We start from the raw sequence: 11,168 nt of genomic DNA, 5'->3' as shown, positions 1-11,168 counted from the left end.
CCTCGCCGCCTCAGCGGTCGAGCGCCTCCGCGAGGCGCCGGGTGACCGCCCGCAGTTCGAGCTCGACCCCGCGGACGCGCTCGTCGAGAGCCGCCGCGGTGTCGGCGGCCTGCTCGGCGGCCGTCGCACCCGCCGCCTCGGACGAGGCGCGGTCGGCCGCGACCGACGCGCTGAGCTCGTCCAGCGCCGCCCGGAGGCCCGCCGACTCGTCGCGCAGCACAGAGACGTCGCCCTGCACCGCGCTCAGCTCGCCGCGGAGCCCGGCCACCTCGTCGCGCAGGGCCGCCGTCTCGGCGCGCAGCTCCTCCGTGCGCAGCCGCGCCTGCTCGAACCAGGGGGCGACCAGCCGGTGCACGGCGTCGCGGAGCACGACGCCGCCGCGGCCGAGCCGGGTGGGCGCCGAGCCGGGGTCCTGGAGGAAGTCGTGGTCAGTGGTCATCGTCGTGGTCCCGTCCGGAGAAGCGGCGGTGGAGCACGTCCATCGCCCGCAGATCCTTGTCCATGATGTCGGCCTCGAGGGTGGTGTCGGCGAGGCGGTCGGCGAGGCCCGGCCGGGAGCGGCGCTCGAGCGAGGCCTCGATCAGCTCGACGGAGCGCTCGAACGAGAGCGGTCCGCGCGCCGCGGCCCGGCCCCGCCGACCGAGCGCCTCGAGGTCCACCGCCCCGCTCGCCACGTCCCGCATCGCCTCGAGGAGCGCCGGGGCGGAGCGGGTGATCTTGATGCAGTCGACGCCGTCGATGAGGAACTCCGCTACTCCGCTGGCCGCCGTCACGATCGGCACGGCGCCCGCCGCGGCCGCCTCGACCGGCGCGACGCCGAACGCCTCTCCGGCCCAGGTCGGGAAGAGGAACGCGTCGGCGCGGCCGTGCGCGGCGAGCACCTCGGCGTGCGGCGTCGCTCCGTGGAACTCGACCAGGCCGGCCAGGCCCGCCTCGTCCGCCCGGGCGCGCCAGCCGTCCACGTCTCCGTCGCCGTAGAGGTCCACGCGGAAGTCGCGGGTCTCCTCCGCGAGAGACGCCGCCGCCTCCAGCACCAGCCCGACGCCCTTGTGCTCGCCGAGCGACGCGGCGAACGTGAACCGGGTGGTCCCGCCCTCGCGGTAGCGCCGCGGCTCCGCGGTGTCGGGGGGAACGGACACTCCGCGCCCGATCACCTCGACCTCGCCCAGGCTCAGCCCGCCGGCCTCGATCGCGTCGACGAGGGAGCGGCTGACCGCGACGATCTCGCCGCGGTCGAAGTGGTCGGGGGCCTGGGCGCCGTAGACGCGGAGCACGCGCTCGGGCAGCCCGTCGACCAGGGCGTTCGGGATGCGGTCGCCGAGGTTCCACATCCACGGCGCCTCCACCGCCCGCAGCAGGTCGATCATCGCGAGGCCGCCGATCCCGAGCAGGTTGAAGGCCACCACGTGGGTCGGCGCGAAGTCGCGCAGCTCCTCGAGCAGGATGCGGGTGTTCTCGAACCGCGAGACGGCGCTCTCGTGGTGCAGCAGCTGAGCGATCTCGCCGCCGGTCTGCGGCAGCGGGAAGTAGGTGCGCAGGCTCAGCGTGCGGTGCACCTCGACGCCCGAGGGCTCCGGCGGCAGGTAGGTCGGCGTGGTCAGCACGCGCACGGTGTGGCCGCGGGCCGCCATCGCCTCCGCGACGCGCGCACAGGTCATCTCGTATCCGCCGAGCACCTGGGGCGGATAGAGGTTGCTCACGAACAGCAGGCGCATCAGCGCACCTCCCCTCTCGCGGAGGCGTCCGCCGCGATCCGCGCCGTCACCTCGGGCGTGTAGGCCGCGCGGGCCTGGCGGTCATTGCCGCCGTCCCAGTAGTTGACGAGGTAGAGCCCGGACTGCTGCGTGCGCGGCACGAACGGGAACAGCTGGGCCCGGGGCTCGATCTGCGCGATCCGGTAACCGGCGTCGACCGCGCGCACGTGCAGCCAGATGTCGTCGGCGTCCGGGGCGATCTCGCGGAACGCCTCCCCGTGCGCGGCGATCTCGCCGAGGAGCGGGGCGGGCAGCAGCTGCCCGGAGACGGAGGTGCCGAAGACATCGGTCGACGCGCGCGTGTCGGCGACCGGCGTCCAGCTCGTGTACGGAGCCACGGCGCCGTCGACGATCCCCACCCGGTGGGCGCGGTAGCAGAGCACGGTCTCGCGTGGGTAGCGCGAGCGGGCGTCGAGCAGGCCCCTCAGCCAGGTGCGCGGGTACACGATGTCGTCGTCGGAGGTGACGAGGTCGCGCTCCCCCGCCCGGCCCGAGAGCAGGTGCGGGTAGTACTTCGTGTGCACGCGGTAGCCGTCGACCAGGCGGATCTCGACGCCGCGGCGGCGGAGGCGTCGCAGCGGCGCGGGCAGGTCGGCGTGCAGGGCCGGGTCGTCGAGCCAGAGCACCAGGCGCGCGGGCCGGGCGTCGCCGCGGGCGATGGACTCGAGCGCCACGTGGACCCGCTGCAGCCGCTCGCCGTGCGTGGTCATCGTCACCACGACCTCGCCCGCCGGATCGACCGCGGAGCGGCGGGAGAAGCGGTTGGCCAGATCGAGCAGCAGCAGCTCGCGCCGGAGCGCGGGCGAGGGGTGGTCGATCGGCCGGGCGGCGATCACGGCGGCGCGGCGCTCCGAGAGGCGCTGAGGGGCGGAGCGGACGACCCGGGCCGCGGAGCGCAGCCGCGTGCGGGGGCGGACACGACGGCCCAGCGCCGCGAGGCGCGTGCGGGGCCGGACGCGCCGGCCGACGGCGGCGAGAGCGGGATGCATCGGTCCAGGTTAGCCGGAGGCGCCCGGGCGCCCTGCGCCGGTCAGGGCCCGTCGACGACCGCGAAGGCCCGCACCGGGAAGGTCCCGAAGCCCCGCACCTTCGGCGGCACGGCGGTGAAGCGCGCCCCTGTCGCCGGCAGCCCGCCGAGGCCGGTGAGGTGCTCGACGACGTGCACTCCCGCGGCGAGGAGGGCCGAGTGCGCGGGCCGCGATCCGCCCGACTCCGTGTCGTCGATGTTCACCGAGTCGATGCCGACCAGCACCGCGCCGGCGGCGACGAGCGCCTCCGCCGCCTCGCCGCTGAGGAAGGGGGCGCCCCTGCCGTACCCGGGCGTGGCGAAGTGCGCGTCCCAGCCGGTGCGGAGGAGGACAGCGGCGCCGCGGACGTCGAGTCCCGCGACCGCGTCCGAGCCGATGCCCCGTTCGGTGGCTCCGGTCGCGTCGACCACGACGGTCGGCAGGTCGACCAGCGTCTCGAGCGGGAGAGCGGCGAGATCGGCTCCGCCCTCGTAGCGGTGGAACGGGCTGTCGAGGTAGGTGCCCGTGTTCCCGATCATCTCGATGACGTCCATCGCGAACTCGGTGCCGGGTGCGTAGGAGGCGCGGGACGCCTCACGGGTGAGGTGCGGCCGGATGCGCGGAGCGGGCAGGCCCGGGTAGGTCACCAGCCCGTCCGCGACGGTGTGGCTGAGGTCGACGAAGCGGCGCGAGGAGGTCATGCGCCCGATCCTGGCAGGGGCCGGATCGGGCGCACCATCGAGATGCCGCCCCGCGGGGCGGCGTTCCCGCCTCTACTTCTTCGGCAGCGCCGCCGACAGGTCCGCGATCAGGTCGGACGAGTCCTCGAGGCCCACCGAGAGGCGCACCAGCGACTCCGAGACCTCCAGCGGCGTGCCCTTCACCGACGCGTGCGTCATCTCGCTCGGGTAGCCGATCAGCGACTCGACGCCGCCCAGTGACTCCGCGAGCTGGAACAGCTCGGTCGACTCGGCGAACTTCCGGGCGGCGCGCGGCGTCGCGAGCTCGAGCGAGAGCATCCCGCCGAACCGCGACATCTGGCGCTTCGCCAGCTCGTGGCCGGGGTGCGAGGGCAGGCCCGGGTAGTGCACGGCCGTCACCGCCGGGTGCTCGACGAGGAACTCGGCGACCGCCTGCGCGTTGACGGAGTGGCGCTCCATCCGCACCCCGAGGGTCTTGATGCCGCGGACCGTGAGCCACGCGTCCATCGGGCCCGAGATCGCTCCGACCGCGAACTGCAGGAACGCGATCTTCTCGGCCAGCGGCCCCGAGCGCAGGGCGAGCGCGCCGCCGACGACGTCCGAGTGGCCACCGAGGTACTTCGTGGTCGAGTGCACGACCACGTCGGCACCGAGGGCCAGCGGCTGCTGCAGGGCGGAGGAGGCGAACGTGTTGTCGACGACGACGATCAGGTCGTGCGCGTGGGCCAGGTCGGCGAGCTCGGCGATGTCGCTGATGGTCATCAGCGGGTTCGACGGGGTCTCGACCCAGAGCATCTTCGTCTCACCGGGGACGATCGCCCGCTGCACCTCGCGGAGGTTCGACATGTCGACGGCCGTGTTGCGCACGCCCCAGGCGCTGTGCACCCGGTCGATCAGGCGGTGGCTGCCGCCGTACGCGTCGTTGCCCAGGACGACGTGGTCGCCGGGCGCGAGGGCGGCGCGCAGCAGGGTGTCCTCGGCCGCGAGGCCGGAGGAGAAGGAGTAGGCGACGTCCGCACCCTCGAGCGAGGCGATGAGCTCCTGGAGCGAGTCGCGCGTCGGGTTCGCCGAGCGGGCGTACTCGTAGCCGCCCCGGAGACCGCCGATGCCGTCCTGGACGAACGTGGAGGTCATGTAGACGGGCGGCACGACCGCCCCGGTGGTCGGATCGAACTCCTGGCCGGCGTGGATGGCGCGGGTGTCGAAGTGCTGCTTCTTGGGCATGGTGCGGGCTCCCTGGGTCGGAGGTGCGGAGGCGGCGGCCGTCAGGCCGTGGCGTAGGTGAGGAGGTCCTGTCGGGTGATCACCGCGACGGGCTTGCCCTCGTCGGTGACGAGGAGGGCGCTGTGCTCGGTGAGCGCGGCGCGGGCGGCGGTGATGCTCTCGCCGAGCCCGATCAGCGCGAGCGCGTCGCCCACGCAGTCGCCGAGCGGGTCGTTCATCGAGGCGGATCCGGCGAAGACGCGGTCGAGCAGCTCGCGCTCGTCGACGGCTCCGACGACCTCGCCCATCACGACCGGCGGCTCGGCGGTCAGCACCGGGAGCTGCGAGACGCCGTACTCGGTCATGATGCCGATCGCGTCGCGGATCGTGTCGGTCGGGTGCGCGTGCACGAGCGCCGGGAGGTCGGCCTGCCCGCTCGCCGCCCTCGCGCGGAGCACGTCGCGGACGGTGCCCTCGTCGCGCATCTCGAGGAAGCCGTAGGAGCGCATCCAGCGGTCGTTGAAGATCTTGCCGAGGTAGCCGCGCCCGCCGTCCGGCAGGAGCACGACGACCACGTCGTCCGGCCCGAGACCGGCGGCTGCCTTGAGCGCGACGGAGACGGCGAGCCCGCTCGATCCGCCGACGAGCAGCCCCTCCTCGCGGGCGAGGCGGCGGGTCATCGCGAACGACTCGGCGTCGCTGGAGGCGATGATCCGGTCGACCACGCTCGGGTCGTACGCGCTCGGCCAGAAGTCCTCGCCGACGCCCTCGGTCAGGTACGGGCGACCGCCGCCGCCCGAGTAGACGGAGCCCTCGGGGTCGGCGCCGACGATCTGCACGCGGCCCTCCGACACCTCCTTGAGGTAGCGGCCGGCGCCGCTGATGGTGCCGCCCGTGCCGACTCCCGCGACGAAGTGGGTGAGCCGGCCGGCGGTGTCGCGCCAGATCTCGGGGCCCGTGGTCTCGTAGTGGCTGAGCGGTCCGTTGAGGTTCGCGTACTGGTTGGGCTTGAAGGCGCCGGGGATCTCGCGGGCGAGGCGGTCCGAGACGGAGTAGTAGGAGGCGGGGTCCTCCGGAGCGACGGCCGTCGGCGTCACGACGATCTCGGCCCCGTAGGCGGTGAGGACGTTGCGCTTGTCCTCCCCCACCTTGTCCGGCAGCACGAACACGCAGCGGTAGCCGCGCTGCTGCGCGACGAGGGCGAGGCCGATGCCGGTGTTGCCGCTGGTCGGCTCCACGATGGTGCCGCCGGGCTTCAGCAGCCCGTCGCGCTCGGCGGCGTCGATGATGCGGGTCGCGATGCGGTCCTTCGACGAGCCGCCGGGGTTCAGGTACTCGACCTTGACCAGCACGGTCGCCTGCACGCCCGCCGCGACCGGACCCAGCTTCACCAGCGGGGTGTCGCCGATGAGGTCGAGCACCGAATCGGCGTAGGCCATCCCGGTCTCCGGGCGTGCGGGAAGGGCGCGATCCAGGCTCATCCCGCCAGCGTAGCAACCGGCTGCGGGCGTGTGACGGGGGTGGGCGGAGGCACAGGGAGCGGTCTCGGGAGGGGAGTGCCGCCGGTCGCGCCGGTGCCCTATCGTGGGGGTCCGCGAGCGCCGCGGTCGACCCGGAACGGACCCCGAATGACCTCACCGATCGCCGCACCGCCGCGGCGTCCGGCCGACATCCACCTCCTCCGCCTGCTCGGTCCGGCGCTGGTCGCCGGAGTCGCCTACCTCGACCCGGGCAACGTCGCCAGCAACATGACGGCCGGCGCCCGGTTCGGCTACCTCCTGGTCTGGGTGGTGGTGCTCGGCAACCTGATGGCCTGGCTCATCCAGTACCTCTCGGCGAAGCTCGGCCTGATGACCGGCCGCAGCCTCCCCGAGCTGCTCGGCGACCGCCTGCGCGGCCGCTGGGGCCGCCGGGCCTACTGGCTGCAGGCCGAGACGGTGGCGATGGCGACCGACCTGGCCGAGGTGATCGGCGGCGCGATCGCGCTGAACCTGCTCTTCGGACTGCCGCTGCTGGCCGGCGGCGTGGTCACCGGCGCGGTCTCGCTGGTGCTGCTGCTCGTGCAGACGCGGGGCGGGGCGCAGCCGTTCGAGCGGGTGATCACGGCGCTGATGGTGCTGATCGCCGTCGGCTTCACGGTCGGCGTGGTCGTCGATCCGCCGGACGCGGGCGCGACCGTCGCCGGTCTCGTGCCGCGCTTCGAGGGCTCGGAGTCGGTGCTGCTCGCCGCCTCGATCCTCGGCGCGACCGTCATGCCCCACGCGATCTACGCCCACTCCGCGCTCGCCCGCGACCGCTTCGGCCACGTCGAGGGCGTCGGCGCGCGCCGGAGGATCCTGGTCGCCACCCGGATCGACGTGACGATCGCCCTCGCCATCGCCGGCACCGTGAACCTCGCGATCCTGCTCCTCGCCGCGCACTCCCTCGCGGGAGTCGCCGGGACCGACAGCCTCGAGGGCGCCCACGCGGCCATCGGAGCGGCGCTCGGCCCGGTGGTCGCGACCCTGTTCGCCGTCGGCCTGCTCGCCTCCGGCCTCGCCTCGACCTCGGTCGGCGCGTACGCGGGGGCCGAGATCATGCACGGTCTGCTCCAGGTGCGGGTGCCGCTCGTCGCCCGTCGTCTGGTCACGCTGATCCCGGCGCTCCTGGTGCTCGCGATCGGCTTCGACCCGACGCGCGCGCTGGTGCTCAGCCAGGTGGTCCTGTCGTTCGGCATCCCCTTCGCGCTCGTGCCGCTCGTGATCCTGACATGCGACCGCCGCCTGATGGGCGACCAGACGAACCGCTGGTTCACCACCCTCGCCGCCGCTCTGGCCGCCGTCTTCCTCATCGTCCTGAACGGCCTGCTGCTCTGGCTCACCTTCGCCCCCTGAGCGGAGCGGCGGCGCGCCGTCCCACTCCTCCGCGGCCTCCTCTCCCGCTGATCGAGCGGCCCGCTCCTCGGGCGCATCGAGATCCCCCTGACCGCGCATTGATCCGATCCGAAGCCTCGCTCGTTATCCTCTGAGAGCGCCTCTCAGGCGCCTGCGCCCGCCCCAGGCGCCTTCCGCCCTCAGAACGAGAGACGCCGCCGTGCCCAAAGACACGATGTCCGCCAAGAATCGCGCCCGACAGGAGAAGCTCGAGGCCTACAAGCGCGAGCAGGACCGCCGCAAGCGCGGCTCCCGCATCTGGATCTGGTCGCTGTCGGCCCTGGCCGTCCTCGCGGTCGGCGGGATCGTCGCGGTCACCGTCTTCGGGAACCAGCAGATCGTCGAGGCGCGCGAGATCGACGGCCTGCAGACCTTCGACAACGACGCCACCCACGTCGCCGGCGCCGTCGACTACCCGCAGACCCCGCCGGCGGGCGGCCCGCACAACGCCGTGTGGATGAACTGCGGCGTCTACGACGAGCCCGTCCCGAACGAGAACGCGGTGCACGACCTCGAGCACGGCGCCGTCTGGGCCACGTACGACCCCGAGCTCCCGCAGAGCGAGGTCGACGCGCTGATCGCCGCGATGCCCGACACCTACTCCGTCGTCTCGCCCTACGAGGGCCTCGAGTCGCCCATCGTGCTGAGCGCCTGGGACGCCCAGGTCGCGATCGACTCGCCCGAGGACCCCCGCATCGACGCCTTCGTCGAGCGCTTCTGGCAGTCCTCGAGCGCTCCGGAGCCCGGCGCCCCTTGCACCGGAGGGATCGATGCGCCCGGCAAGCAGTAGGGGCCGGATCCTCGTCGCCGCGGTCGCCGTGGTCGCGCTCCTCCTCGGGGCGGCCGGCGGCTACCTCTTCGGCGCGCTCGCCCCGTTCGCCTCCGCGGCGACGCCCTCGAGCGCCAGCGCCGAAGCGGGCTTCGCGCGCGACATGCAGGTGCACCACCTGCAGGGCGCCGAGCTGGCGATGATCGCCCGCGAGCGCAGCGCCGACGACGAGGTCCTCACCGTCTCGAAGGACATCCTGCTCACCCAGCAGCAGCAGGCCGGGCAGCTCTTCGGCTGGCTGAACTCGTGGGGCCTGCCGCAGGCTGCTCCGGAGCCCTCGATGACCTGGATGGGCCGGCCGACCCTGGCCGGAGCCGCCGACGAGCACTCGTCGATGGGGATGGGGACCGAGGACGGCGTCGTGCCCGCGAGCATGCCCGGTCTCGCGACACCGGACCAGATCACCGCCCTCAGCAGCGCGTCGGGCCGCGACTTCGACCGGATGTTCCTCGAGCTGATGATCGCCCACCACCGCGGCGCGATCGACATGGCCGAGGCGCTGCTCGCCCGGAGCCGCGTGACGGTCGCCACCGACTTCGCCTCCTCCGTCGTGAAGGCCCAGGAGGCCGAGATCTCGCTGATGGAGCAGATGCTCGAGGACCGCCCGGCGGAGTGACCGCCTCCGGCGCGCACGACAGCGGCTGAGAGTGGTGCGCCTCCCCACCCGGGAGGGGCACGTGCTCTCCGCCGACGTCGTGCACGGGGCCCGGCGACTCAGACGGCGTCGGCTGCGAGTAGCCCCGCGAAGTCCGGCCGCCGATCCGCGGCTCAGCCCTGGAGGGCCGACTCCGTCTGCTGCGCGTAGAGCGAGGCGTAGAGTCCGCTGAGGCCGAGCAGCTCGCGGTGGGTGCCCGATTCGACGATCCGGCCGCCCTCGACGACGTGGATGACGTCGGCCGACACGATGGTCGAGAGCCGGTGAGCGATCGCGATGGTGGTGCGACCGCGGGCGGCGTCGTCGAGCGCGGTCTGGACGATCCGCTCCGAGACGGTGTCGAGGGCGCTGGTCGCCTCGTCGAGGATGAGGACCGCCGGGTCCTTCAACAGGACGCGCGCGATCGCGAGCCGCTGCTTCTCGCCTCCGGAGAGCCGGTAGCCGCGCTCGCCGACCAGCGTGTCGTAGCCGTCGGGGAACGACGTGATCGTCGCGTGGATGTTCGCGGCGCGGGCGGCCGCCTCCAGCTCCTCCTGCGTCGCGTCCGGGCGGGCGTAGCGGAGGTTGTCGCCGATCGTCGCGTGGAAGAGGTAGGTCTCCTGGCTGACGATGCCGATGTGCGCCACGAGCGACTCCTGCCGCAGCTCGCGCACGTCGGTACCGGCGAAGCGCACCGCTCCCCCGGCCACGTCGTAGAGGCGCGGGACGAGATACGAGATGGTGGTCTTGCCCGCGCCGGAGGGACCGACGAAGGCGACGAACTGGCCCGGCTCGATCGCGACCGAGACGTGGTCGAGCGTTGGGCGCGCGTCCTCCGCCTGGTCGGGGTAGCGGAACACGACGTCGTCGAGCTCGACCCGGCCGAGCTCGCCCGAGACCTCGCGTGCATCGGCCCGGTCCGTGATCGCCGGGCGCAGGTCCAGGTACTCGAAGATGCGGGCGAACAGCGCTCCGGCCGTCTGCAGGTCGAGCGCGACGCGCATCAGGCCCAGGAGCGGCCACATCAGGCGCGCCTGCACGGTGGTGAAGGCCACGACGGTCCCGGCGGTGACGGTGGTGCCGCCGAGGATCAGCCAGGCGGCCACGAGGTACACGATCACGGGGATGACGGAGAGGAAGATCTGCACCATCGCGAAGAACCACTGGCCGGACATCTGCTGCCGCACCTGGAGCTCGATCTGGCGGCCGTTCTCGTCGGCGTAGCGCGTCACCTCCGACTCCTGGCGGCCGAAGCTCTTGGCCAGGAGGATGCCCGAGACGCTCAGGGTCTCCTGGGTGATCGCGGTCATCTCGGACAGCGACTCCTGCGTCTTCGTCGCGATGCGCGCCCTCACCTGGCCGACGCGGCGCTGGGCCACGACGAGCACCGGAGTGAGGACAAGGGCGACGATCGTCATCTGCCAGGAGAGCAGGAGCATCGCGACGACGGCCGCGATCACGGTGACGGTGTTGCCGAGCACGCTCGAGACGGTGTTCGTGAGCACGTTGGCCACGCCGCCCACGTCGTTGGCGAGGCGCGACTGGATGACGCCGGTGCGGGTGCGGGTGAAGAAGCCGAGCTCCATCGCCTGCAGGTGGCGGAAGAGGCGGATGCGCAGCTCCCCCATGACCGTGTTGCCGACGGTCGCGGTGAGGTAGGTCTGCCAGACGCCGAGGATCGCCGAGAACGCCCAGACCAGCACCATGACGCCGACCAGCTCGAGCAGCACCGGGAGGTTCGGGCGTCCGCCGGGCGGGAAGAGCCCGCGGTCGAAGGCCAGCTGGGTGAGGAGCGGCGGCACCACCGTGAGGGCGGCGCCGACGAGCACGAGGATCACGGTGAGCGTGAGCTTGGGGCGGTGGTCGCGGAAGAGTCCCGCGATGCGCCGGAGCAGGTCGTCGACCTTCGGAGCCGCCGCGTTGATCTCCCGCTGGCTGTCCGGATCGCTGCTCGAGATCCTCCCGCCGCGCGCCCCTCCGCGCATCCCGCCGCCTGCCGCGACGTCACCCATCCTGCTCACGGCTCGACCCTAGCCCCGCCCGGCGTCATCCAGTCGCGCCTCGCCAACGACGTGGGCGGCGTGGCCAACGTGCTCACGAACACCGTCTCGAGCGTGCTCGGCAACAC

Annotated in this window: 10 protein-coding genes; 3 read left to right on the top strand and 7 right to left on the bottom strand. The window is 73.2% G+C overall.

The window, feature by feature from the left end; all coding sequences use genetic code 11:
- Positions 1–10: 10 nt before the first annotated feature.
- The 6 genes from C5C53_RS12090 to C5C53_RS12065 all read right to left on the bottom strand — a co-directional run bounded on the left by C5C53_RS12090 (position 11) and on the right by C5C53_RS12065 (position 6,104).
- Positions 11–439, bottom strand: coding sequence for a hypothetical protein (locus tag C5C53_RS12090; protein ID WP_104224349.1), 429 nt, complete (start codon positions 437–439; stop codon positions 11–13).
- Complete coding sequence (locus C5C53_RS12085) at positions 429–1,715, bottom strand: glycosyltransferase (protein WP_104224348.1); 1,287 nt, start codon at positions 1,713–1,715, stop codon at positions 429–431. Before C5C53_RS12085 ends, C5C53_RS12090 begins: the two co-directional genes overlap by 11 nt.
- On the bottom strand, positions 1,715–2,743 hold the full coding sequence (locus tag C5C53_RS12080; RefSeq protein ID WP_104224347.1) for a glycosyltransferase: 1,029 nt from the start codon (positions 2,741–2,743) through the stop codon (positions 1,715–1,717). Before C5C53_RS12080 ends, C5C53_RS12085 begins: the two co-directional genes overlap by 1 nt.
- A 41-nt stretch (positions 2,744–2,784) precedes the next feature.
- Positions 2,785–3,462: a cyclase family protein gene (locus tag C5C53_RS12075; RefSeq protein WP_104224346.1), complete on the bottom strand. Its 678-nt coding sequence runs from the start codon at positions 3,460–3,462 to the stop codon at positions 2,785–2,787.
- 72 nt (positions 3,463–3,534) lie between these two features.
- The gene (locus C5C53_RS12070) at positions 3,535–4,686 is read right to left on the bottom strand and encodes a cystathionine gamma-synthase (RefSeq protein ID WP_104224345.1); all 1,152 of its coding nucleotides are present in this window, start codon (positions 4,684–4,686) and stop codon (positions 3,535–3,537) included.
- Positions 4,687–4,727: 41 nt separating this feature from the next.
- Complete coding sequence (locus C5C53_RS12065) at positions 4,728–6,104, bottom strand: cystathionine beta-synthase (RefSeq protein WP_104224344.1); 1,377 nt, start codon at positions 6,102–6,104, stop codon at positions 4,728–4,730.
- A gap of 189 nt (positions 6,105–6,293) precedes the next feature.
- On the opposite strand from C5C53_RS12065, the gene C5C53_RS12060 reads away from it, so the two are divergent.
- The 3 genes from C5C53_RS12060 to C5C53_RS12050 all read left to right on the top strand — a co-directional run bounded on the left by C5C53_RS12060 (position 6,294) and on the right by C5C53_RS12050 (position 9,022).
- Positions 6,294–7,538: an Nramp family divalent metal transporter gene (locus C5C53_RS12060; RefSeq protein WP_104224343.1), complete on the top strand. Its 1,245-nt coding sequence runs from the start codon at positions 6,294–6,296 to the stop codon at positions 7,536–7,538.
- A gap of 199 nt (positions 7,539–7,737) precedes the next feature.
- Positions 7,738–8,367 (top strand): DUF3105 domain-containing protein, encoded by a 630-nt coding sequence (locus C5C53_RS12055; protein ID WP_244230507.1) that lies wholly within the window; start codon positions 7,738–7,740, stop codon positions 8,365–8,367.
- Entirely contained in the window at positions 8,348–9,022 is a 675-nt protein-coding gene (locus C5C53_RS12050) for a DUF305 domain-containing protein (protein ID WP_104224341.1), read from the top strand. Before C5C53_RS12055 ends, C5C53_RS12050 begins: the two co-directional genes overlap by 20 nt.
- A 152-nt stretch (positions 9,023–9,174) precedes the next feature.
- Here C5C53_RS12050 and C5C53_RS12045 read toward each other — a convergent pair whose 3' ends face one another.
- Positions 9,175–11,052, bottom strand: coding sequence for an ABC transporter ATP-binding protein (locus tag C5C53_RS12045; RefSeq protein ID WP_104224340.1), 1,878 nt, complete (start codon positions 11,050–11,052; stop codon positions 9,175–9,177).
- Positions 11,053–11,168: the final 116 nt, after the last annotated feature.

This window comes from Rathayibacter sp. AY1E3 (genome assembly GCF_002932235.1).
GTDB lineage: Bacteria > Actinomycetota > Actinomycetes > Actinomycetales > Microbacteriaceae > Rathayibacter.
Note: the sequence above shows the minus strand (reverse complement) of the source record. Positions and strands in the feature narration are given on the sequence as shown.

Bases quoted from the DNA above. Each gene is read 5' to 3' on its own strand.
- C5C53_RS12045 (WP_104224340.1), bottom strand. From the start codon at position 11,052: ATGGGTGACGTCGCGGCAGGCGGCGGGATGCGCGGAGGGGCGCGCGGC.
- C5C53_RS12075 (WP_104224346.1), bottom strand. From the start codon at position 3,462: ATGACCTCCTCGCGCCGCTTCGTCGACCTCAGCCACACCGTCGCGGAC.
- C5C53_RS12070 (WP_104224345.1), bottom strand. From the start codon at position 4,686: ATGCCCAAGAAGCAGCACTTCGACACCCGCGCCATCCACGCCGGCCAG.
- C5C53_RS12050 (WP_104224341.1), top strand. From the start codon at position 8,348: ATGCGCCCGGCAAGCAGTAGGGGCCGGATCCTCGTCGCCGCGGTCGCC.
- C5C53_RS12065 (WP_104224344.1), bottom strand. From the start codon at position 6,104: ATGGCCTACGCCGATTCGGTGCTCGACCTCATCGGCGACACCCCGCTG.
- C5C53_RS12080 (WP_104224347.1), bottom strand. From the start codon at position 2,743: ATGCATCCCGCTCTCGCCGCCGTCGGCCGGCGCGTCCGGCCCCGCACG.
- C5C53_RS12085 (WP_104224348.1), bottom strand. From the start codon at position 1,715: ATGCGCCTGCTGTTCGTGAGCAACCTCTATCCGCCCCAGGTGCTCGGC.
- C5C53_RS12060 (WP_104224343.1), top strand. From the start codon at position 6,294: ATGACCTCACCGATCGCCGCACCGCCGCGGCGTCCGGCCGACATCCAC.
- C5C53_RS12090 (WP_104224349.1), bottom strand. From the start codon at position 439: ATGACCACTGACCACGACTTCCTCCAGGACCCCGGCTCGGCGCCCACC.